This is a genomic window from Streptomyces sp. NPDC048441 (assembly GCF_043200235.1).
Classification (GTDB): domain Bacteria; phylum Actinomycetota; class Actinomycetes; order Streptomycetales; family Streptomycetaceae; genus Streptomyces.
In genome coordinates, this window is record NZ_JBICXM010000001.1 from 620,179 (window position 1) to 642,572 (window position 22,394).

The window sequence follows — 22,394 nt, forward strand, 5'->3', positions numbered from 1 at the left end:
CGCTCAGCGGGGGGCGGGGTGGGGTGTGAGGCGGCAGCCGCCGGTGGGTGGAATGAGTCCGTGCTGGTCAGAGCTGCGACCCCGGCCGGCCTGTGCTACGCAACCGCACAGCTCATCCAGGCACCTGCTGCCGGACCGGTCTGAGAAAGAAGCTCAGTCACCCGTTGCCCCGTCGGTTCGCTCCCGCAGGAAGTCGGCGTGTCCGTTGTGGCGGGCGTACTCCTGGATCATCAACACGTAGACCCAGCGCAGGCTGAGGGGCACTCCGCGAGAGGGCATGAAGGTCTCGTCGAGGTCGTGCCCGGCCGCCGCCGCGTCGCACGCTTCGACTTCGGTCTGGAACAATCCGAAGTCTCTCTCCGCATCGGCTGCGTGCACTCCGTCGAGTCCCTCATTGCCATCTGACGGGCCGCTGAAGACATCGCCGACAGCCTCACCGGCGAAGCTCCGCCGGAACCACCATCGCTCTACCTCCGCCATGTGCCGGACCAAGCCCAGGAGGGTGAGGTTCGACGGCTCCACGGTCGTCCGCGCCAATTGGGCCGGCTCAAGCCCGGCACACTTGGCCAGCAACGTTTCCCGGTGCCAGCTCAGCCAACCCTCCAACATCTGACGCTCAGTTACGGTACCCAGGTCGCCCAGCTGCTTGGTGCGCTCGACCGGTGGTGCTGTCCATGCCATGGATCCACCCTGCAGCGCCGTCTTGGAGGGTTCAAGCGGGCGAAATGGCAGGTCCGTGGACCGTGGCCGTTCTGCTGCCCCGTCGCCTCCCGGGCGCCTATGTGGCCGGTCGGTCTTAACCCCCGTTGAGGCAATCCTCAAGCCCACCTTAAGGATCAGCGATACCCCCCTGACCAGCCATTTCGAGAGGCTTCCTGCGTCTAGTGTGCGGCCGTGACCACCGAGGCAGCCGACCCCCAACTCGCCGCGTACCCCGCGCTGTCCGCATACCTGCGCCAGACGGAGGGGGAGCCGTTCACCCCGCCCACCCCGCCGATGCCGACGACACCCCCACGCCCGACGAGCGGGCGCCGCGGACGGCCCCGAGCCGCCACCCCCGTCCCCGTCCCCCCGATCCGCGTCACCCCCACCGCTCTGCGCACCGGAACCATCGGCGGTGCGGTGGCCGTCACCGGGCTCTGGGCCGTGCAGGCGGAGCCCTCCGCGCGGCTCGACGTGCTGTTCGCGACCGGCGCGCACCTCAGTGGACTGCTCGCCGGATACGGCATCCTCGTGATGCTCTTCCTCATGGCCCGCGTCCCCGCCGTCGAGCACGGCGTCGGCGCCGACCGGCTCGCGCGGCGCCACGCGCTCGGCGGGCGCTACGTACTCTCCCTCTGCCTGGGCCACGCCCTGCTCGCCCTCTGCGGATACGCCGCCCACGCCGACACCGACCTCCTGAACGCCACCCTCGACCTGCTCGGCTATCCGGGGCTCGTCCTCGCGGTGATCGGCACCTCGCTGATCGCGGCAGTCGGCGTCACGTCCGCCCGCGCGATGCGGCGCCGGATCCCGCACGAGACCTGGCAGGCCGTGCATCTGCTGACCTATCTCGGCGCGGCGCTCGCCTTCGTGCACCAGCTCGCCGGGCCCGATGTCGCGGGCAGCGTCCTCACCGTGTGGGCATGGTCGATGCTGCACGCCACGGTGGGCGTACTGCTCGTCTGGTACCGCATCGTCGTGCCCGTCCGGCAGGCCCTGAAGCACAGCCTGCGCGTCATCGACGTACGCGATGAAGGGCCGGGAGTCGTGTCGGTCGTCATGCAGGGCATCGGGCTCGACGAGCTGCGGGCCGAGCCGGGACAGTTCTTCCGCTGGCGCTTCCTGCGGCGCGGGCTCTGGCGTACGGCACTGCCGTTCTCGCTCTCCGCGCCCGTGCGCGACGACACCCTGCGGATCACGGTCAAGGCGATCGGCGACCACACCCGGCGGGTACGGAGGCTGAAACGGGGGACGCGGGTGCTCGCCACGGGGCCCTTCGGGGCGTTGACGGCCCATCGGCGTACGAAGCGGAAGGTGCTGCTGCTCGCGGGCGGGGTCGGGATCACGCCCATGCGGGCGCTGTTCGAGACGCTGCCGGGCGGGCCCGGGGACATCACCCTGCTCTATCGGGCGGGCAGCGCGGAGCAGCTCGTACTGCGGGGGGAGCTGGAGGAGATCGCCCGGAGCAGGGGAGCGGGGCTGCACTACCTGCTCGGCCCGTCCGACGCCTCCTTCGATCCCCTGGCCCCGCAGGCGCTGCGCAATCTGATGCCTGATCTCGCCGAGCACGACGTGTATCTGTGCGGGCCGCCGGGGATGGCCGCTTCCGCCACCGCCGCGCTCGTGCGGGCCGGGGTGCCCGAGGAGCGCATTCACGCCGAGTGCTTCAGCTTCTGAACCTTCTGAACCTTCCGAGCCTTCCGAGCCTTCCGAGCCTTCCGAGCCTTCCGAGCCTTCCGAAAGGGGCTGACGTGGGACGTCACCGCAGACCTGTCGGGCCCGTCCAAGGGCCCACCCGCCAGGCGCGCCGCAAGCTCGCCGCGGGCCTCGCCGGCGCCAGCGCGCTCGTCGCCACGGTCCTCGCCCTCACGGTCGACCCGGCGGCGCCACCGGCTCCGGATCGCGCCCCGACGGGGGTCCCGGCACCTCAGGCGGCGCCCTAGTTCTCGGAGAACTGGCGAACTGGCGAACCTCTGGAGATCCTCAAACTCTGCCCTGTTCCGTGGACGGTTCGATCAGCCCCTCCATAGGGTCGCGATCATGCCTGACATATCTCTGACCACCGTCGTCGTCCTCTGCCTCGCCGCCCTCGCGGCGGGCTGGATCGACGCGGTGGTGGGTGGCGGCGGGCTTCTGCTGCTGCCCGCGTTGCTGCTCGGGCTTCCGGGCTCGACCCCGGCCGCGCACGCCCTCGGGACGAACAAGGCCGTCGCCATCGTCGGGACGACCGGCGCCGCGGTGACGTACGTAAGGAAGACGCCCGTCGATGTGCCGACCGCCGTGCGGATCGGCCTTGCCGCGCTCGCCGGGTCCATGGGCGGTGCGTTCTTCGCGGCCGGGATGAGTACCGAAGTGCTCAAGCCCGTGATCATGGTGGTGCTGGTCGGCGTCGGCGCCTTCGTCATCTTCAGGCCCGCCTTCGGCACCGCGCCCTCCGCCAAGCCCGCGTCGCCCAAGCGCATCCTCGCCGCGATCGGCCTCGCGGGCCTCGGGATCGGGTTCTACGACGGCCTCATCGGGCCCGGCACCGGCACCTTCCTGGTGCTCGCGCTGACCGCGGTCCTCCACCTCGACCTGGTGTCCGCCTCCGCCACCGCCAAGATCGTCAACTGCTGCACCAACGCGGGTGCCCTCGCCATGTTCGCCTGGCAGGGCTCGGTCCTGTGGCAACTGGCCGGTCTGATGGCCGTCTTCAACCTCGCGGGCGGCATGTTCGGCGCGCACACCGCGCTGAAGAAGGGCAGCGGGTTCGTCCGGGTCGTGCTCCTGACCACAGTGTTCGCGCTCGTGACCAAGATGGCGTACGAGCAGTGGATCGCGTAGCGGTGACGCCCACCGGCACCGGCACCGGCACCGGCACCGGCATCGGCGTCGGCACCGGCACCGCGCTCAGCGCACGCTCGTCATGTGCGCGAACACCACCACGTTGCCCTGATATCCCGTCTTCTTCGAGTAGCTGCCGCCGCACGTGATCACCCGAAGCTCGGGGCGGTCCGCCGCGCCGTACACCTTGTCGTCGGGGAACCCCTTCGCGTCGTAGACCGCGTTCGCGTCGACCGTGAACACCGCGACGCTGCCGTCCCTGCGCTCGATCTCGATGGTGCGGCCCTTGGTCAGGCTGCCCAGGTCGTAGAAGACGGACGGTCCTTCGGCGTTGTCGACGTGCCCCGCCACGATGGCGGTGCCCCTCTCGCCGGGCGTGGTCCCGGACTCGTACCAGCCCGCGAGATTCGTCTTCTTCGGAGGCGGTACGTCGAGGCTGCCCTGCCGGGTGAGCTCGAGCCCCATGAGGGGCGCGTCGACCTGGATCGAGGGGATCCGGATCCGGTCGGGCGGGGACGGCGGGAGCGCCGCGGCGGACGACGCGGGGTCGTCGGAGCGGGGGTGTGCGGACGCGGCCTGCGCGGCGGAGGGCTGCGGGGGCGGATGGGACTCGGTGCCGTTGTGCAGGAGCCAGGCGCCGGAGCACAGGGCAAGGACGGTGACGGCTCCTATAGCGGAGTTGAGGGTCTTCCTGCGCATCACTCGACTCGTCCCCCTCAGGGTTCGGGGAGGCCGGTCCCCGCATCCCTCTCCGGGTCCACTAGGGACATACGGACCCGGAGAGGGAGGGGGCTGGCGGTACCGGTGGACAGCGGAGGGTGTCCGTCAGATCCTGTCGCCTCTCGCCCGGCGATGCAGGAGCCAGGTACCGCCCGCGGCGGCGACGGCAAGCGCCGCCACACCCGCCGCGGTCTGCACGGGGTCGGGGCCGAGTGCGCCGCCGACCCCCGTCTTCACATGCCCCTTCGGAGCCACCGGCCGCTGCTGAGGGACGGCGGCGGTGGAGGTGATCGTCACGATCAGATCGCCCGTCACCTGCTTGCTGCCCGCGCCGGAACCTGAGCACTTCGCGACGATCTCGTAGGTGCCGGGCTGCGCGGACGGCGGCACCTTGAACCGGCCGGTCGCTTTCTCATCCGGCGTGCCGGGGGCGAGCGTGAACGTGCCCGCGCCCACCGCGCTGGCATCGCCCGACGCGGTACCTCCGCTGCCGCACGCGGTGGTGTTCACGGTGACCGTGCTGCCGGGGGTGACCGTGGCGGGAACGATCTCCAGGCCACCCGGGGCGGCGGCGACGGCAGCGGCGGTGGGTGCCAGCAGACCCGCCGATGCGACGGCGAGCGCGGCAGTGGTCAGCAGGCGGGGTGTGCGCATCGTGCTTGCTCCTCCGAGGGACCTTCAGAGGGCACGGCCCGCGGCACCTCCAAGTGCCGCTGCGTCGGTCGAACCCCGCTCTACCGAGGTAAGTGCCACTCGGCGGCGCACGCCTCCTGAAGGTCTGTCAGAAACTCCGTGGGGGAGCGGATCACGACACTTCGACGGCAACATTCCAGCAGGTCACTCGGCGTGTCGCCGAGAAGAATCCGAAGGGGGTCGAGGACGCCTGTGAATGGGTGACCCGACGGCCTTCGCCTCAGATGGCATCCCAGGGAACGTCGTCGGCGTAGATGCCCGCCAGCGTCCCCATCAGCTTCCCGTCGACCGCGAACTCCGTGGCGTCGATCCGCCGCACCGGTGCGATGCCGCGCGCGTTGGTGACGAAGGCGGCCGCGTACGAGGGGAGGTCCGCGAGCGTGACCGGGGCCCGGCGCGTGGGAAGCCCGGCGGCCGCGAGGCGGGGTTCGATGAGCTGCATGGTGACGCCGGCCAGGCAGGGGGCATCCGGCCAGACGATCTCCGAGCCGTCGTAGAAGGCGATGTTCGTGACGGCGCCCTCGCTGATAGTTCCGTCGGGCGCGGTGAGCAGCGCGTCGTCGAAGCCCGCGAGCCGCGCGAGGTCTCCGTAGCGAGCCTGTCCGAAGCCGCCCAGGTGCTTGATGTGCGGGAAGGGCCGCTGGTAGGGCACGGACTGCAGGGCCTGTGCGTCCCCCGGCATCCCGCCGGGCGCCCGGACGGTGACCATCACGGACGGCTCGCCGTCGGGTGCGTGGACATGGACCCGTACGGACGCGTCGGCGATGTCGTCACGGAGCACGTGCCGGATCAGCTCGCGGACGTGCTCGCCGTCGAGCTCCCGGTCGAAGAGCTCACGGGTGGCCGCGTCGAGCCGCGCGAGATGCAGCGCGAGACCGCGTGTCGCGCCGCCTCTGACCTGCATCGCGGTGAAGTGCCCCGTACTGCCCAGGGCGGGCCACAGCAGCCGGTCGGCGGTGACGGCCTGACCATCGATCTCAAGGCGCTGCACCAGCGCGGGAGTTGTCATGGGATTCACCGTACGAGGTGCGAGGTGCGAGGTGCGAGGTGCGAGGTGTGTGGCGCGAGGTGCGTGGCGCGGGGTGCGTGGCGCGGGCCGCGGGCGCTGGCCGCGGAGTGGACGAGGCCTGGCGTGGTGCGGAACCTGCGGAGTCTGGGTCTCCCCGGGGCGGCTTCGCCCTGCGAGGTCCGCAGGTCCCGCTGCGAGGTCAGGCGGCCCCGCTGCGGGGCCCGCTGCGGGACCCGTTGCCCTGGGCGGTAGCCCTCCGCTTGACCTCAACCAAGGTTGAGCAACCACGCTCTCCCTCATGACTCAGAACACGCTTGCCTTTGACCCCGCTCCCGCCACCACCGACCCCCTCCGCGTCGCCGTCATCATCGGCAGCAACCGCGAGGGACGTTTCGGGCCCATCGTCGCCGAATGGCTGCTGTCCCGGCTCCGGGAGCACGCCGGCTTCGAGGTGGATGTCATCGATCTGGCCGAATCCCACCTGCCCACCGCGATCTCGTTCAGCCCGTCGCCCGAGACGCTCGCCGAGCTCGGCAAGGTCACCCCGAAGCTGGCCGCCGCCGACGCCTTTGTCGTCCTCACCCCCGAGTACAACCACTCCTACCCCGCGTCCCTCAAGAACCTCATCGACTGGCACAACGCCGAGTGGCAGGCCAAGCCCCTCGCCTTCGTCTCCTACGGAGGGGTCTCCGGCGGCCTGCGCGCGGTCGAGCACCTGCGTCCTGTCTTCGCCGAACTGCACACCATGACCGTCCGCGACACCGTCTCCTTCCACAACGCGGGCGAGCTCTTCGCCGCCGACGGCACCCACAAGGACCCGGCGGCCGCGAACGCCGCCGCCAAGACGATGCTCGACCAGCTCCAGTGGTGGGCCTGGGCGCTGCACGGCGCCAAGGAGGCCCGCCCGTACGGCGGTTGAGAGCGCCGTCACGCCTCCGGCAGCCGCACCGACGCCACCGCCCCACCGCCCTCCGCATTGCCCAACTCCACCCGCGCACCGATGACCTGCGCCTGGCCGAACGCGATCGTCAGGCCGAGGCCCGTGCCCTGACCGCGCTCCCGCGCGCCGGTCTGGAAGCGTTGCGGGCCGTCTTTCAGGAGGTGTTCGGGGAAGCCGGGCCCGTGGTCGCTGACCGTGACCACGGGCCCGGCCACCCGCACGTCGACCGGGCCCGCGCCGTGCCTGCGGGCGTTGGCGACGAGGTTGGCGATGATCCGCTCCAGGCGGCGCGCATCAGTGCGTACGAGCGTGTCGTCCGCATCGGCCACCGCCGCGAACCGGGCCTCGTACCCCGACCGCTGCACGATCCCCGCGGACAGCCTGCCCAGCGGGTGCACGTCGAGATCCGGCCGTTCCACCTCCGCGTCGAGCCGCGCCACTTCGAGCAGGTCCTCGGTGAGGGCGCGCAGGGCGCCGACCCGGTCGCGTACGAGTTCCGTGGGGCGGCTCTGCGGCAGGAGCTCGGCCGCGGTGTGCAGACCGGTCAGCGGCGTACGCAGCTCATGGGCGACATCCGCGGTGAAGCGCTGCTCGGCCTCCAGGCGCTGTTGCAGGGACGCCGCCATCGTGTCGACGGCGGTGGCGAGTTCGGCGACCTCGTCCTTGCAGGGCCTGCCGTTCCGGCCGCCCGGCGGTCGCGGATGGTCGATACGGGCGTCCAGATCGCCCTGGCTGATCCGGCGCGCGGTGGCCGCCGCGGTCCGCAGTTCGCGACTGAGGCGGCTGGCCAGGGCGGCACCGCCGAGCGCCGCGAGGATGACGACGACGGCGCCCGAGACCATCAGCTGCTGATCGAACTCGGCCATCTCGGCGGCCTGTCCGGCCAGCGGCTCGCGGACGGACAGCACATGGTCGCCGCCGACCGGGCGTGCCGCCCACACGACGGGATCGGCGGCGCCCATGTCGAGGTACGTGGTCCGTCGCCCGTCGAGCGCGGCCGCCCGCAGCGACGCGGGCAGGCCGGGCGCGTCGATGGCGGCATCCGTGGCGTCGTCGCCGACGGTGTCGACCTGCCCCGTCAGCTCGTACAGCTGACGCACCCGCACCAGCTGCGCGGTGGCCCCGGACCTGGCGGTCGCCGATACCTGCTCAAGGCGTGCCTGGTGGACGAGGACCCCGATGGCGACGGCGACGACCGCGCAGCCGACGGCGAGCAGCGCCGCGATCTTCCAGCGCAGACCGAGGTCGCCCAGCGCGGCACGGGTGCGCCGGGCGATGGCCTTCACGGGGCCGCCGTCGGGGACTTCGGCGTCTTCTCGTATCGCTTGATGTCGCTCACCGTGGACATCCGCACGCCGTCCCAGTGGAACCGCACGGCGTGCTCGCCGCCGTCCGCGCTAGGGCTGCGCACCAGCAGGTCCTGGCCGAGCGTCTCGACGCTCACGCGCTTCCCGGAGGTCAGCAGGATCGGGTAGACGCGACCGTCGTGCTCCCGGTAGACGACTAGCACGCTCCGTCCGCTCTCGGTGTCGGCGGCCACAAGGAGTTCGGGCTGCCCGTCGCCGGTCAGGTCCGTCCGCATCGGCGGCCTGAGCCCGGCCTTGCCGGGGCGGTGGATCTCGCCGTGGCCGGCGAGCGGCCGCATCCGGGGATCGGCCCGCAGGACCTCGCGGAAGTCCTCCGTGCCGAGCCCGCCGTCGCCCAGCTTCGGCAGCCCCGTCAGGGCTTGTGGCGGCGGCTGACGGGTGGCGGTGTCGGCGCCGGGCGCCTCGGACGACGTACTCGACCAGGCGGGCCAGAGCGGATCGGGGTGCGGCTGCACGGACACGGGCGGCGCGGGCTCACCGGCGTCGAGCCCGTCCTCGCTGCCGCATCCGGCCAGCACGACGACCGCCGCGACGGCGAGGGGCGCGGCGCGGTACAGGAGGAGGTGGCGGCGGGAGCGGGGGAGGTTCATGGCTCTACTGACGGTAGGAAGCGTCCATCACGGGAAACGGGACGTTGTGTAACAGATAGCGGTATGCGGGGAGGAATCGGAGAGGTGGGGACCTTCGGCCTGGCCGGTGGCCCCTGACTGCCCCTCCGGGGCCGGTCCGGCGAGAATCGGTCCATGACGTCGTTGTTCTTCGTGTACGGGACGCTGCGGCCGGGGGAGTCGAACCACGACCTCTATCTACGCGGCCGAGTCGCCGCGGAAGAGCCTGCCCGGCTCGCGGGGGCGGTCCTGTACGAGGGGCCGGGCTACCCGTACCTGGTGGAGGAGCCGGAACGCGGCGGCCCTCCGGTGCGCGGGGAGTTGATCACCGCGCTGCCGTCCGCGTACGAGCGACTCCTCGCCGAGTTGGACGTACTCGAGGAGTACGCGCCGGGCGATCCCCGCAATCTGTACGAGCGCGTGGTGCGCGACGTGACCCTCCTGGACGGGACGAAGGCTCGGGCCTGGGTGTACGTGGCGGCCCCACGGGTGGCGGCGGGGCTGCGGGCTTCGGGGGCGGTGATCGGGGGAGGGGACTGGGTGTCCGCGCGCCGGTCGGGGTGAGGCGGTGGGGGCTGCTCGCGGCGGGCGATTCGCCTGCTCAAACGCCTGCTCAAACGCCTGCGCGCAATGCCTGCGCGCAATGCCTGCGCACTCGATCCGGTGGACTCCGTCACTCGTGCGGGCGACGCGCGTGAACCGTCATGATCGCGGAGGGTGGCGACTGTGGCACTCTCCGTACGCACCAGTCGGTGCGCGCACTCAAGTCACTCAAGTCGCTCGAGTTGCTCAACTTACTCAAGTAGGAGTTGCCCCATGAGCCTTCGCCGCTCTCTGCCTGCCCTCGTCGGCGCCGTAGCCCTCACCCTCGGCCTCCCCGTGGCAGCCTCCGCGGCCACCCCCGCGCCGACCGCCGTCATGAACCCGTGCGGGTTCTACGAGACCGGCAGCGACGCGTTCTACAACCACTGCACGGGCGACGGTTCGAACGTGGTCATCAAGGTGGAGGTGGCGATGGCCCCCGACTACGAGAGCTGTGTGGGTCCGGGCAGGAGCTGGCTGGGATCGGCGAGCAGGATCCAGGGCGCGCACTACACGGGGCGCACCTGCTGATTTCCGTACGCTCCGTACGCTCCGTACGCGCATGACGGCGGGCCGAGGTGGTAGTGCCACCCCGGCCCGCTGCTACGCCCGCTCAAGTCGCTCCAACCGCTCAAGCCGCACCGCGCACACCTTGAACTCCGGCATCCGCGACACCGGGTCAAGTGCCGGATTGGTCAGGGAGTTGGCCCGTCCCTCGCCCGGCCAGTGGAAGGGCATGAAGACCGTGTCGGAGCGGATCGCGCTCGTGATCCGCGCGGGGGCGACGGCCCGCCCCCGCCGTGAGACGACGGTCACCGGCTCACCCTCCCCAATCCGCAGCCGCGCGGCGAGCCGCGGGTGCAGCTCGACGAAGGGGCCTGGAGCGGCGGAGTTGAGCTCGTCGACGCGGCGGGTCTGGGCCCCCGACTGGTACTGCGCGAGGACCCGCCCGGTGGTCAGGAGCACGGGATACTCCGCGTCCGGCTCCTCGGCGGCGGCCCGGTGCGAGACGGGCACGAACCGCGCAAGCCCGTCCTCGGTGGCGAAACGGTCGAGGAAGAGGCGGGGGGTACCGGGGTGCGCGGCACGCGTCTCGCCCTCGCCCACGTCCGCGCCCTCGCTCACGTCCACACCACCGCCCACGTCCGCGCCCTCGCTCACGTCCACACCACCGCCCACGTCCGCGCCCTCGTCCGCAGGGCAAGGCCAGAACACCCCCTCCCCGTTCCCCTCCCGCAGTCGCGCGTACGAGATCCCCGAGTAGTCCGCCACCCCGCCCGCGCTCGCCCTGCGCAGTTCCTCGAAGACCTCCTCCGGGTCGGTCGGGAAGCCCTTGCCGTGGCCAAGGAGGGCGGCGATGCCGTGCAGTACGTCCAGGTCGCTCCGTACGCCGTCAGGCGCACTCACCGCCCGGCGGCGCAGCAGCACCCGCCCCTCCAGATTCGTCACCGTCCCCGTCTCCTCGGCCCACTGCGTCACCGGCAGGACGACATCGGCCAGTTGAGCCGTCTCGGAGAGGACGACATCCGCCACCGCGAGGAAGTCGAGCGACCGCAGCCGCTCCTCCACGTGCGCGGCGCGCGGCGCCGAGACCACCGGGTTGGAGCCCATCAGGAGCAGGGCCTTGATGTCCCCGCCGAGTGCGTCGAGGAGCTCGTACGCGGACCGGCCGGGGCCGGGGAGCGAGTCGGGGTCGACGCCCCACACCCCCGCCACGTGCGCCCGCGCCGCCGGGTCCGTCAGCTTGCGGTAGCCCGGCAGCTGGTCGGCCTTCTGGCCGTGTTCCCGTCCGCCCTGCCCGTTGCCCTGGCCGGTCAGGCAGCCGTACCCGGCGAGGGGGCGGCCCGCGTTGCCCGTGGCGAGGCAGAGGTTGATCCACGCGCCCACCGTGTCCGTCCCCTTGGACTGCTGCTCGGGCCCGCGCGCGGTGAGCACCATCGCGGCCTCGGCATCGCAGAACATCCGCGCCGCGTCCCGGAGTTCGGGCACGGAGACGCCGCTGATCCGCTCCACGTACTCAGGCCAGTGCGCCATCGCCGCCGCCCGCGCCTCCTCCCAGCCACTCGTCCGCCGCTCGATGAACGCCTCGTCGGTCCGCCCCTCGGCCACCACCAGGTGCAGCAGGCCGAGCGCCAGGGCGAGGTCGGTGCCGGGGCGTGGCGCCAGATGCAGGTCGGCCTGCTCGGCGGTCCGCGTCCTGCGCGGGTCGATGACGATCAGCTTGCCGCCGTTCGCCTTCAGCTCGGTCAGATACCGCAGCGCGGGAGGCATCGTCTCGGCGAGGTTCGAGCCGACGAGGATCACACAGCCGGTCCGCGGGATGTCCTCGAGCGGGAACGGCAGGCCACGGTCGAGCCCGAAGGCCCGCTGCCCCGCCGCTGCCGCCGACGACATGCAGAACCGGCCGTTGTAGTCGATCTGCGACGTGCCGAGCGCCACCCGCGCGAACTTCCCCAGGGCGTACGCCTTCTCGTTGGTCAGACCCCCGCCCCCGAACACCCCGCACGCGTCCGCGCCATGTTCCGTGCGCGTGCGGGAAAGCCCGTCGGCGACGCGGCCGATAGCCTCCTCCCAGGTGGCCGGTTCGAGCCTGCCCGTGGCGTGGGACCGGACGAGTGGCTCGGTCAGGCGCACCCGGGAGGAGAGCACCGCGGTCGCCGTGCGGCCCTTGCCGCACAGCGCGCCCCCGTTCACGGGGAACTCCGGGCGCTCCACGACCTCCACCCCGCCGGGGCCCGAGGTCAGGCCCATCCCGCATTGCAGCGCGCAGTACGGACAGTGGGTCGGTGTCGCCTTGGAGTGCATACCAGCCAGGGTCCGACCTCCGTGTTACACACCCCGCCCCGCCGCGTTACGCCGTCGGTACGCCCCCCTCAGCCGCCGCCCGACCTCACTGTGAGGCCCGGCCCGATCCACGCTGACCTGCGGTGATGATGTGCGTGGCACCTCTCAGCGCCCCGCCGCCAGGGCCTCCCGCACGCCCGGCTCCTTCGGCCCGAGGAAACGCGGATCCGGCCGTATCGCCGCGTCGAGCGCCGCCTTGCCCGCCGCGAACACCTCCCGCGCACCGCCGTAGTACCAGGTCACGTCGTGCTTGTCGTCGACCCCGACGCCGTACGACGAGACGCCCGCGGCGCGGCAGAGCGCGACGGCCCTGCGTATGTGGAAGCCCTGGCTGATCAGCACCGCACGGTCGACGCCGAACACCTTCTTGGCCCGTACACAGGAGTCCCAGGTGTCGAAGCCCGCGTAGTCACTGACGATCCGCCGGTCCGGCACGCCGCGCTCGGTCAGATACGCGCGCATGGCGTCCGGCTCGTCGTAGTCCTCGCGGCTGTTGTCCCCGGTGACGAGCACGACCTCTATCCGCCCCGCCTCGTACAGTTCGGCCGCCGCGTCCAGGCGGTGCGCGAGATACGGCGAGGGCTCGCCCTCCCACAACCCGGCGCCGAAGACGACCGCGACCCGTGTGTGCGGCACATCAGCCGTCGAACGCAACCGGCCGTCCGTCGTGACGAAAAGCCAGGTCGCGGGCAGCAGCGCCAGCACACAGACGGCCATGAAGCCCTGTACGGCCCGCCGCTGCCCCCGCCGCGTCCGCGGCAGCCGCAGGCGGCGCAACCGAGCCCCGAATCCGCGGGCCCACCCCGGCACCCGCCGCACCGCGGGCAGCCGCACAGCCCCCAGCGCAGCCCCCGACCACCGCGTCCACCCCGGCAGCTCCATCCCGCACCCCCGTGCCCCCAAGCCGGATACCCCGATCCGATCACTACGCACAACGGTAAGCGACCGCACTGACAATGCCTCGGCACGGTCGGTGAGCCCCGCCGAAAGGACCCGTCACCGGCACGCAACGCCACCGCAATCTGGCACAGCCATCCTCGGTCCATGACGCCGTCGAACCCTCTTCGCGACGAGTCCGGCAGCACCCCTCTCGAAAGTACGGCGCAACTCATGGACCGGATCACCAGCCAGCTCGGCACCCAGCTCAATCTCGTGGCGCTCGACGGCAGGCGCCGCACCGAACCGGCGCCCGCGCTTGTCGTGGTCGCCCACGGCAGTCGTGACCCGCGTGCCCTCGCCACCGTCACGGCGCTCCTCGAACGGGTCCGTGAGCTGCGGCCGGGGCTCACCGTGCGCCTCGGCCACATCGAGCTGAACGAACCGCCGCTCACCGACACCCTCGCCGCGGCGACCGGCTCCGCCGTGCTCGTGCCGCTGCTGCTCAGCCGCGGCTACCACGTCAAGCACGACATCCCCGAAGCCGCCGCGGGTGCCCCGCACCTCGCAGCGAAGGTCGCCGCCCCGCTCGGCCCGCACCCCCTGCTCGTCGACGCGCTGCACGACCGGCTCGTCGAAGCGGGCTGGCCGGCCCGGCTCGGCGAGGCGGGCCGGCGGGCCAGTGGAGTGGTCCTCGCCGCGGCGGGCTCCCGCGACCCGGACTCCGCCACGGACACCCGGCGCGCGGCGGAACTCCTCGCCCAGCGTCTTGGCGTACCGGTGGTGCCCGCGTACGCGTCCCCGACCGCGGCCGCCGCGCTCAGCGTGCCCGCCGCGGTGCGTTCCCTCGCCGCCCGTGGCCGCCACCGGACCGCCATAGCCTCGTACTTCACCGCGCCAGGACGCTTCGCCACGCAGTGCGCCGAAGCCGCCCCCTGGATCGCGGCGGCCCCGCTCGGCGCCCACCAGGCGATGGCCCGCCTCCTCCTGCACCGCTACGAACAGGTCCGGGCGAGCGCCACAGCGGCCCCCGCGACCACGCACGCCCCGCAGGTTTCGTCACGTCAGCTCACCTCCGCCTGACGGCGGGCCAGGGCCCCTGAAGCCCTCTTTGTCACTGCTTGCGTTTACTGTCGGTGCATGGAAGGCACTGCACCGAACGCGTACGACGACGAGGCGGCCGAGGTGGCCTATGACAAGGCCGCCGTCGAGCGATGGGCCACCGAGCCGGACAAGCGGCCGGGGCGGACCGCCTTCCAGCGGGACCGCGCACGCGTCCTGCACTCCTCCGCGCTGCGCCGCCTGGCCGGAAAGACGCAGGTGGTCACCCCCGGCACGCGCAGCAACGAGGCGTGGGACGCCAGCGCCCGCACCCGGCTCACGCACTCCCTGGAGTGCGCCCAGGTCGGCCGTGAGCTCGGTGCCGCGCTCGGCTGTGACCCCGACCTGGTGGAGACCGCCTGCCTCTCCCACGACATGGGCCACCCGCCCTTCGGGCACAACGGCGAGCAGGCGCTGAACGAAGTCGCCGAGAGCTGCGGCGGCTTCGAGGGCAACGCCCAGTCACTGAGGCTCCTCACCCGTATCGAGCCGAAGCGCTTCGTACGCAGCGAGGAGACGGACGAACTCGTCAGCGTGGGGCTCAATCTGACCCGTGCCGCCCTGGACGCCGCCACCAAGTACCCCTGGCCGCGCGGCGGTCACCCCACCGACCCGGCATCCTCCAAGTTCGGGGTCTATGAAGACGACAGGCCGGTCTTCGACTGGGTCCGCAAGGAGGCCCCGGGCCACAGCGCCTGCTTCGAGGCCCAGGTCATGGACTGGTCGGACGACGTGGCGTACTCGGTGCACGACTTCGAGGACGGCCTGCACGCCGGGCACCTCGATCCGAACCTGCTGCACGCCGAGCCCGAGCGGCAGGACATCTTCGCCGTCGCCATCGGCCGCTATGTACCGGCGGACACCGACCCCGAAGAGCTCTCGCAGGCCCTCGACCGCCTCCTGGACCAGGAGTGGTGGCCGCACGGGTACGACGGCTCGGCCATCGCCCAGGGCCGCTTGAAGGACGCCACGAGCCAGCTCATCGGCCACTTCTGTCTCGCCGCGGAGAGCGCGACCCGCGCGCGGTACGGCAAGGGCCCGCTCACCCGGTACGCCGCCGAGCTCGTCGTCCCGCGCGAGGCCCGCCACGAGTGCGCGGTCCTCAAGGCCGTCGCCGACCGTTACGTGATGCAGCGCCCCGCCCAGGAGCGGCTCCGCGCCGATCAGCGGATCGTCGTCGCCGAGCTGGCCGAGGCGCTCACGGCCCGCGCCCCCGAAGGACTCGACCCGCAGTTCCGCGCGCTCTACGACGCGGCACCCGACGACCGCGCGGCCCTGCGCGTGGTGATCGACCAGATCGCGTCATTCACGGATGCCGCGGCCAGATCCCTGCACGCGCGGCTCACGGCAAAACACCCCCGTACCGACCACGGGGCGTGACGAAAACTGGCCGGATAGGGCCGCAACCCCTTCCCGCATCACGCTCTGTGCGGGACGCTCCCCCCTGACGGCAAGGCTTTGAGGAGGCATCAAGTGGTCGACGCGGATCAGACGTTCGTCATTGTCGGAGGAGGTCTCGCGGGCGCGAAAGCGGCCGAGACACTTCGGTCGGAGGGCTTCACCGGCCGGGTGATCCTCATCGGTGACGAACGCGACCACCCGTACGAGCGCCCACCCCTGTCGAAGGGATATCTGCTGGGCAAGGAGGAGCGCGACAGCGTCTACGTCCACGAACCCGCCTGGTACGCACAGGCGGACGTGGAGTTGCATCTCGGCCAGACCGTCGTCTCCATCGACCGCACGGCCAAGTCCGTCCGCCTCGGTGACCGCGCCGTCATCCACTACGACAAACTCCTCCTCGCCACCGGCGCCGAGCCGCGCCGCCTGGACGTCCCGGGCACCGACCTGGTGGGCGTGCACCACCTGCGCCGCCTGGCGCACGCCGACCGGCTGCGCAACGTCCTCGCCGCACTCGGCAGGGACAACGGCCACCTGGTGATCGCGGGCGCGGGCTGGATCGGCCTGGAGGTCGCCGCCGCCGCGCGGGAGTACGGCGCGGAGGTCACCGTCGTCGAGCCCGAGGCCACCCCGCTGCACGCGATCCTCGGCCCCGAGATCGGCCAGATGTTCGCCGACCTGCACGCCGAGCACGGCGTGCGGTTCCACTTCGGGGCGCGCCTGTCCGAGATCACCGGGCAGGACGGCATGGTCTTCGCCGCCCGCACCGACGACGGCGAGGAGCACCCGGCGCACGACGTGCTCGCCGCGATCGGCGCGGCCCCGCGCACCGCGCTCGCCGAGTCCGCGGGACTCACGCTCGCCGACCGCGCGCACGGCGGCGGCATCGCGGTCGACGCCTCCTTGCGCACGTCCGACCCGGACATCTTCGCGGCGGGCGACGTGTCCGCCGTCCAGCACCCGCTCTTCGGCACCCGGCTGCGCGTGGAGCACTGGGCGAACGCCCTCAACGGCGGCCCGGCAGCGGCGCGCGCGATGCTCGGCCAGGAGGTGACGTACGACCGGGTGCCCTACTTCTTCTCCGATCAGTACGACGTCGGTCTGGAGTATTCCGGGTGGGCGCCGCCGGGGTCGTACGACCAGGTGGTGGTCCGCGGCGACGCCGGGAAGCGGGAGTTCATCGCCTTCTGGCTGAGCGAGGGGCGGGTCCTCGCGGGGATGAACGTGAATGTGTGGGACGTCACGGAGCCCATCCAGGAGCTCATCCGCAGCGGTGTCAGGCCGAACCAGGACGCCCTCGCGGATCCGGGCATTCCGCTCGCCTCGTTGATCTCGTGACGGGAGTGTCATAGCCGGGCCGTAGTATTCGTACGTGGCAGGCAGGATCAACGACGACGACGTGAAGGCGGTTCGGGACGCGGTCCCGATCGACGCCGTGGTCTCCGACTACCTCCAGCTGCGGAACGCGGGCGGCGGCAACCTCAAGGGCCTGTGCCCCTTCCACGACGAGAAGTCACCGTCCTTCCAGGTCAGCCCGAGCAAGGGTCTCTTCCACTGCTTCGGCTGCCAGGAAGGCGGCGACACGATCGCCTTCGTGATGAAGATCGATCACCTCACCTTCTCGGAGGTGGTCGAGCGCCTCGCCGCCCAGGCGGGCATCACGCTGCGGTATGAAGAGGGCGGGTACAACCCCTCGAACCAGCGCGGCGAGCGCATCCGCCTCGTCGAGGCCCACAAGATCGCCACGCAGTTCTACATCGACCAGCTGGAGAGCCCCGAGGCCGAGATCGGCCGGAAGTTCCTCGCCGAGCGCGGCTTCGACCAGGCGGCGGCGGCGCACTTCGGCGTCGGCTACAGCCCGGCGGGCTGGGACCACCTCACCCGGTATCTGCGCGGCAAGGGCTTCAGCGACAAGGAGCTCACCCTCTCCGGCATCTCCCAGGAGGGCCGCCGAGGACCCATCGACCGCTTCCGGGGCCGCCTGATGTGGCCGATCCGCGACATCAGCGGCGAGGTCGTCGGCTTCGGAGCGCGGCGTCTGCGCGAGGACGACAACGGCCCCAAGTACCTCAACACCCCCGAGACGCCGATCTACAAGAAGGGCCAGGTGCTCTACGGCGTCGACCTGGCCAAGAAGGAGATCGCCAAGACCTCCCGCGCGGTCGTCGTCGAGGGGTACACGGACGTCATGGCCTGCCACCTCGCCGGTATCACCACCGCCATCGCGACCTGCGGCACCGCCTTCGGCGGCGACCACATCAAGATCCTGCGCCGCCTCCTGATGGACAACGGCTCGGCGCGGGTGATCTTCACCTTCGACGGCGACGCGGCAGGCCAGAAGGCCGCTCTGCGCGCTTTCGAGGACGACCAGAAGTTCGCCGCCGAGACGTACATCGCCATCGCGCCCGAGGGCATGGACCCCTGCGAGCTGCGCCTGGCCAAGGGGGACGGAGCGGTCGCCGACCTCGTCCAACCCCGCACGCCGCTCTTCGAGTTCGCGCTGCGCCAGATCGTCGGGCGGTACGACCTGGAGACCCCCGCGGGCCGCGCCGCCGCCCTGGACGAGGCGGCGCCGGTCGTGGCCCGCATCAAGAACACCGGTGCGCAGCACGAAGTGGCCGTCCAGCTCGCCGGAATGCTCGGCATCATGGACACCCAGTTCGTGGTCAAGCGCGTCGCCCAGCTCGCGCGTTGGGCCCGCGACCGGGGCGGCAGGGGCCCGGCCCCGCAGCAGCGCTCGCAGCGCGACCAGCAGCAGTACGGGGCCACGGCGCCGTCCGCGCCGGCAGGCCCCGCGCTGACCCTCCGCAGCCCCGCCCACCGCACCGAGCGCGAGCTGCTCAAGCTGGCCCTGCAACGCCCGGAGCTGGTCTCCCCGGCCTTCGACGCGTACGGCGCGGACGAGTTCACCGCACCGCCGTACGCGGCAGTGCGCCAGTGCGTCGAGGAGGCGGGCGGCGCCGAGGCGGGCATCCCCGAGTCACAGCCCTACCTCGCCCGCGTCCTGGACGCGGCGCCGGACGACACGGTGCGCGCGATGGTCACGGAGCTGGCCGTCGAGGCGATCCTCCGCAGATCGGTGGACGAGATCTACGCGGGCACGCAGCTCGTCCAGGTCCGGCTGCGCGCCGTCGACCGCCGCATCCGCGACGTCCAGGGCAGCCTGACCCGCCTGAGCGCGCAGGGCGACCCCGCACAACTGGCGGCTGTCCAGAACGAGTTGTGGGTCCTCCAGCAGTACGCGCGTGCGCTGCGCGAGCGGGGCGCGGACGCTCTCTGACGCGCCCGGCGTGCACACCCTGAGGTTCAAGTAGCGCGAGGCCGGTTACCCGCCGGGTAACCGGGCGGTCACGGACCGGACTCAGAAAGTCACCGCACGCCCCTCGTGGCGGCCGTGTGTCGTACCCCACACTGGGTCTCGGTGCCTGAGTCCTCGGAGCGCGGCCGGCCCGCAGACAGCGGATGCGGATCCGGTACACCCGCGATTCCACACATCGTGTTCGGGACGGACAGCGGCGAGGCCGCCGAAGCCGATCCCGCTGTACCGCTGCCGCACGCCTCAGCAGCGATCATCATGGAGGTCGCCCCCGTGCAGACCCAGACCCTCAGCCAGACCGAGACCGCCGCTCCCGCGACAGCGGAAGTGGCAGCGGCAGCGGAAGCGGAGGCGGGAGCGGACGTCATCGCGGCCGTACCGCCGCAGGGCCGCGCCGCGCGGCACCCGGAGGCGGGCCCCGAAAGCCCTGAAGCACCCCCCGAAGCGTCCTCCGAAGTGCCCTCCGCGGCCCCGGGCGTCCCCGAGGCGCTCGAACCGGACAGCGGTGAGCTGCCCCTGCCGCCCCCCGCCTCGCGCGCTCGCGCCGACACCGGCGGCCCCTCGTCCGACCTGTTCCGTCAGTACCTGCGCGAGATAGGCCGCATCCCCCTGCTCACGGCGGCGGAGGAAGTGGAACTCGCGCGCGGTGTCGAAGCCGGCCTCTTCGCCGAGGAGAAGCTGCGCCTCGCCCCCGACCTGGACTCTCAACTCGCCCTGGACCTGGACAAGCTGGTCGTCACCGGCCGGATGGCCAAGCGCCGCCTGATCGAGGCCAACCTCCGCCTGGTCGTCTCCGTCGCCAAGCGGTACGTAGGCCGTGGGCTCACCATGCTCGACCTCGTCCAGGAGGGGAACCTGGGCCTGATCAGGGCCGTCGAGAAGTTCGACTACGCACGGGGCTACAAGTTCTCCACGTACGCGACCTGGTGGATCCGCCAGGCCATGTCGCGGGCCCTCGCCGACCAGGCCCGCACCATCCGCGTCCCCGTGCACGTCGTGGAGCTGATCAACCGCGTCGTACGCGTCCAGCGCCGGATGCTCCAGGAGCGCGGTTACGAACCGACCCCCGAAGAGGTCGCGGCCCACCTCGACCTGCCGCACGAGCGGGTCAACGAGGTCCTGCGCCTGGCCCAGGAACCGGTGTCGCTGCACGCGCCCGTGGGCGAGGAGGACGATGTCGCGCTCGGCGACCTCATCGAGGACGGCGACGCGACGAGCCCCGTCGAATCGGCGGCCTTCCTGCTCCTGCGCGAACACCTGGAGGCGGTGCTCTCCACGCTCGGCGAGCGCGAACGCAAGGTGGTCCAGCTGCGCTACGGCCTCGCGGACGGCAGGCCCCGCACCCTGGAGGAGATCGGCCGGATCTTCGGCGTGACACGCGAACGCATCCGCCAGATCGAATCCAAAACCCTCAACAAACTGCGGGACCACGCCTTCGCGGACCAGCTCAGGGGCTACCTCGACTGAGGGCCCCCGAACCCCGAACCCCAACGGCGCTCAGTCGACCTCAGCGACAGCCTGAGCGAACTGGGCGGCATACAGTCGGGCGTAGGCCCCGTCGGCAGCCAACAGCGCGTCATGCGTACCCTGCTCGACGATTGCCCCGTCCTCCATGACAAGAATCGTGTCCGCGTCGCGGATCGTGGAGAGCCGGTGGGCGATGACGAACGAGGTCCGCCCGTGCGCGAGCCGGGCCATCGCCTTCTGGATCAAGACTTCCGTACGAGTGTCGACCGAACTCGTCGCCTCGTCGAGGACGAGGATGACCGGGTCGGACAGGAACGCCCGCGCGATTGTGATCAGCTGCTTCTCGCCCGCGCTCACCCCCGTGCCGTCGTCGTCGATGACCGTGTCGTAGCCATCGGGCAGCGTGCGGCAGAAGCGGTCGGCGTGGGCCGCCCGCGCCGCCTCCTCGATCTCCTCGCGGGTGACGTCCTTGGACGCTCCGTACGCGATGTTCTCCGCGATGGTGCCGCCGAACAGCCAGGTGTCCTGGAGCACCATGCCGATGCCGGACCGCAGTTCGTCGCGCGACATCTTCGCGATGTCGACCCCGTCCAGGGTGATGCGCCCGCCGGTGACCTCGTAGAACCGCATCAGGAGGTTGACCAGCGTGGTCTTGCCCGCGCCTGTCGGTCCGACGATCGCCACCGTGTGGCCGGGATCGACCTTCAGGGACAGGTCCTCGATGAGCGGCTTGTCCTTCTCGTAGCGGAAGGACACGCTCTCCATCTCGACCCGGCCGCGCAGCTGGTCGGGACGGAGACCCGGCACCGGGTCGGCCTCCTGCTCGTCCGCGTCGAGCAGCTCGAAGATCCGCTCGGCGGACGCGACACCGGACTGCACCAGGTTCGCCATCGACGCGACCTGCGTGAGCGGCATCGAGAACTGCCGTGAGTACTGGATGAAGGCCTGCACGTCACCGATCGACAGCGCGCCCGACGCGACCCGGAGGCCACCCACCACGGCCACGAGCACATAGTTCAGGTTCGACATGAAGTACATCAGCGGCTGCATGGCCCCGCTGTTGAACTGCGCCTTGAACCCGGCCTCGTACAGCGCCTCGTTCTGCTCGGCGAAGGCCTTCGCCGACTCCTCCTGGCGGCCGAACACCTTCACCAGGTTGTGCCCGGTGTACATCTCCTCGACGTGGGCGTTCAGCTTGCCGGTGGACTTCCACTGCTGCACGAACTGCGGCTGCGACCGCTTGCCGACCTTCGTCGCCACGAAGAACGACAGCGGCACGGTCACCAGCGCCACCAGGGCGAGCAGCGGCGAGACGTAGAACATCATCACCAGTACGCCGACGATGGTGAGCAGCGAGTTCACCAGCTGGCCCATGGTCTGCTGGAGGGTCTGGCCGATGTTGTCGATGTCGTTCGTCGCCCGGCTGAGCACCTCGCCGCGCTGCCGCTTGTCGAAGTACGACAGCGGAAGCCGCGACAGCTTCGACTGCACGTCGCCGCGCATCCGGAAGACCGTCTTGTTGATGGCCCGGTTCGAAAGGCGTGTCGACACCGCCATCAGCAGGCCCGCGATCAGGAACGTACCGAGCGCGAGGAGCAGGATCTCGCCCATGGCGCTGAAGTCGATGCCCTTGCCCGGCGTGAAGTCGACACCGGAGAGCATGTCGGCCATGCCGCCGTCGCCCTTGTCCCGCAGGCCGTCGATGGCCTGCTCCTTGGTGATGCCGTCGGGCATGTCGCGGCCGACGATGCCCGCGAAGAGCAGGTCGGTCGCCTTCCCGAGGATCTTCGGGCCGAGCACGGTGAGCGCCACGCTCAGCACACCGGCGGCGAGCATCCCGTACATCGTGGTGCGCTCTGGTTTGAACTGCGCGAGGAGCCGTTTGCCGGACCCCTTGAAATCCATGGACCTGGAGTCCGGCCCCATCATCGGTCCACCCATGCCACCA

General features: G+C 71.4%; 20 protein-coding genes. 11 read left to right on the forward strand and 9 right to left on the reverse strand.

Annotated features, from left to right (window positions below; genetic code table 11):
* Positions 1–153: 153 nt before the first annotated feature.
* Complete coding sequence (locus tag ACGFSB_RS02740) at positions 154–681, reverse strand: DinB family protein (RefSeq protein ID WP_393392978.1); 528 nt, start codon at positions 679–681, stop codon at positions 154–156.
* Between the two features lie 315 nt (positions 682–996).
* Here ACGFSB_RS02740 and ACGFSB_RS02745 point away from each other — a divergent pair, with 315 nt between their 5' ends.
* The 3 genes from ACGFSB_RS02745 (at position 997) to ACGFSB_RS02755 (ending at position 3,525) form a co-directional block, all read left to right on the forward strand.
* Positions 997–2,379, forward strand: coding sequence for a ferric reductase-like transmembrane domain-containing protein (locus ACGFSB_RS02745; RefSeq protein ID WP_393393790.1), 1,383 nt, complete (start codon positions 997–999; stop codon positions 2,377–2,379).
* Between the two features lie 74 nt (positions 2,380–2,453).
* On the forward strand, positions 2,454–2,645 hold the full coding sequence (locus tag ACGFSB_RS02750) for a hypothetical protein (RefSeq protein ID WP_393392981.1): 192 nt from the start codon (positions 2,454–2,456) through the stop codon (positions 2,643–2,645).
* A gap of 97 nt (positions 2,646–2,742) precedes the next feature.
* Positions 2,743–3,525 carry a sulfite exporter TauE/SafE family protein gene (locus ACGFSB_RS02755; protein WP_393392984.1) on the forward strand — a complete coding sequence of 261 codons (783 nt, stop codon included), beginning with the start codon at positions 2,743–2,745 and terminating at the stop codon, positions 3,523–3,525.
* Positions 3,526–3,591: 66 nt separating this feature from the next.
* Here ACGFSB_RS02755 and ACGFSB_RS02760 read toward each other — a convergent pair whose 3' ends face one another.
* From ACGFSB_RS02760 to ACGFSB_RS02770, 3 genes are all read right to left on the reverse strand, one after another.
* Positions 3,592–4,224 carry a class F sortase gene (locus ACGFSB_RS02760; RefSeq protein WP_393392987.1) on the reverse strand — a complete coding sequence of 211 codons (633 nt, stop codon included), beginning with the start codon at positions 4,222–4,224 and terminating at the stop codon, positions 3,592–3,594.
* A gap of 126 nt (positions 4,225–4,350) precedes the next feature.
* On the reverse strand, positions 4,351–4,899 hold the full coding sequence (locus ACGFSB_RS02765) for a hypothetical protein (RefSeq protein WP_393392990.1): 549 nt from the start codon (positions 4,897–4,899) through the stop codon (positions 4,351–4,353).
* A 259-nt stretch (positions 4,900–5,158) separates the two neighbouring features.
* Positions 5,159–5,947, reverse strand: coding sequence for an aminotransferase class IV (locus tag ACGFSB_RS02770; protein ID WP_393392993.1), 789 nt, complete (start codon positions 5,945–5,947; stop codon positions 5,159–5,161).
* Between the two features lie 298 nt (positions 5,948–6,245).
* Here ACGFSB_RS02770 and ACGFSB_RS02775 point away from each other — a divergent pair, with 298 nt between their 5' ends.
* Positions 6,246–6,866: an NADPH-dependent FMN reductase gene (locus tag ACGFSB_RS02775; protein ID WP_393392996.1), complete on the forward strand. Its 621-nt coding sequence runs from the start codon at positions 6,246–6,248 to the stop codon at positions 6,864–6,866.
* A gap of 8 nt (positions 6,867–6,874) precedes the next feature.
* Here ACGFSB_RS02775 and ACGFSB_RS02780 read toward each other — a convergent pair whose 3' ends face one another.
* Together ACGFSB_RS02780 and ACGFSB_RS02785 are read right to left on the reverse strand one after the other, a co-directional pair.
* Positions 6,875–8,173, reverse strand: coding sequence for an ATP-binding protein (locus ACGFSB_RS02780; RefSeq protein WP_393392998.1), 1,299 nt, complete (start codon positions 8,171–8,173; stop codon positions 6,875–6,877).
* Positions 8,170–8,844: a hypothetical protein gene (locus tag ACGFSB_RS02785; RefSeq protein WP_393393001.1), complete on the reverse strand. Its 675-nt coding sequence runs from the start codon at positions 8,842–8,844 to the stop codon at positions 8,170–8,172. Before ACGFSB_RS02785 ends, ACGFSB_RS02780 begins: the two co-directional genes overlap by 4 nt.
* A 153-nt stretch (positions 8,845–8,997) precedes the next feature.
* Between ACGFSB_RS02785 and ACGFSB_RS02790 the strand changes: the two genes are divergently transcribed.
* Positions 8,998–9,426, forward strand: coding sequence for a gamma-glutamylcyclotransferase family protein (locus ACGFSB_RS02790; RefSeq protein WP_393393003.1), 429 nt, complete (start codon positions 8,998–9,000; stop codon positions 9,424–9,426).
* 252 nt (positions 9,427–9,678) lie between these two features.
* Entirely contained in the window at positions 9,679–9,975 is a 297-nt protein-coding gene (locus tag ACGFSB_RS02795; RefSeq protein WP_393393006.1) for a DUF6355 family natural product biosynthesis protein, read from the forward strand.
* Positions 9,976–10,047: 72 nt separating this feature from the next.
* On the opposite strand, the gene ACGFSB_RS02800 is transcribed toward ACGFSB_RS02795, so the two are convergent.
* A complete protein-coding gene (locus tag ACGFSB_RS02800) occupies positions 10,048–12,249 on the reverse strand; it encodes a molybdopterin oxidoreductase family protein (protein ID WP_393393009.1) in 2,202 nt (733 codons plus the stop codon).
* Between the two features lie 144 nt (positions 12,250–12,393).
* Positions 12,394–13,005 (reverse strand): vancomycin high temperature exclusion protein, encoded by a 612-nt coding sequence (locus ACGFSB_RS02805; RefSeq protein WP_393393792.1) that lies wholly within the window; start codon positions 13,003–13,005, stop codon positions 12,394–12,396.
* A gap of 327 nt (positions 13,006–13,332) precedes the next feature.
* Here ACGFSB_RS02805 and ACGFSB_RS02810 point away from each other — a divergent pair, with 327 nt between their 5' ends.
* The 5 genes from ACGFSB_RS02810 (at position 13,333) to ACGFSB_RS02830 (ending at position 20,446) form a co-directional block, all read left to right on the forward strand.
* Positions 13,333–14,247: a sirohydrochlorin chelatase gene (locus ACGFSB_RS02810; RefSeq protein ID WP_393393011.1), complete on the forward strand. Its 915-nt coding sequence runs from the start codon at positions 13,333–13,335 to the stop codon at positions 14,245–14,247.
* A gap of 57 nt (positions 14,248–14,304) precedes the next feature.
* Positions 14,305–15,645 carry a deoxyguanosinetriphosphate triphosphohydrolase gene (locus ACGFSB_RS02815; protein WP_393393014.1) on the forward strand — a complete coding sequence of 447 codons (1,341 nt, stop codon included), beginning with the start codon at positions 14,305–14,307 and terminating at the stop codon, positions 15,643–15,645.
* Positions 15,646–15,738: 93 nt separating this feature from the next.
* The gene (locus ACGFSB_RS02820; protein WP_393393017.1) at positions 15,739–17,001 is read left to right on the forward strand and encodes an NAD(P)/FAD-dependent oxidoreductase; all 1,263 of its coding nucleotides are present in this window, start codon (positions 15,739–15,741) and stop codon (positions 16,999–17,001) included.
* A 34-nt stretch (positions 17,002–17,035) separates the two neighbouring features.
* Positions 17,036–18,943, forward strand: a complete 1,908-nt coding sequence (gene dnaG / locus ACGFSB_RS02825; RefSeq protein ID WP_393393020.1) for a DNA primase — start codon at positions 17,036–17,038, stop codon at positions 18,941–18,943.
* A 141-nt stretch (positions 18,944–19,084) separates the two neighbouring features.
* Positions 19,085–20,446, forward strand: a complete 1,362-nt coding sequence (locus tag ACGFSB_RS02830) for a sigma-70 family RNA polymerase sigma factor (protein ID WP_393393022.1) — start codon at positions 19,085–19,087, stop codon at positions 20,444–20,446.
* Between the two features lie 30 nt (positions 20,447–20,476).
* Here the strand turns inward: ACGFSB_RS02830 and ACGFSB_RS02835 are convergent, their stop codons facing one another.
* Positions 20,477–22,387 carry an ABC transporter ATP-binding protein gene (locus tag ACGFSB_RS02835; RefSeq protein WP_393393024.1) on the reverse strand — a complete coding sequence of 637 codons (1,911 nt, stop codon included), beginning with the start codon at positions 22,385–22,387 and terminating at the stop codon, positions 20,477–20,479.
* Positions 22,388–22,394: the final 7 nt, after the last annotated feature.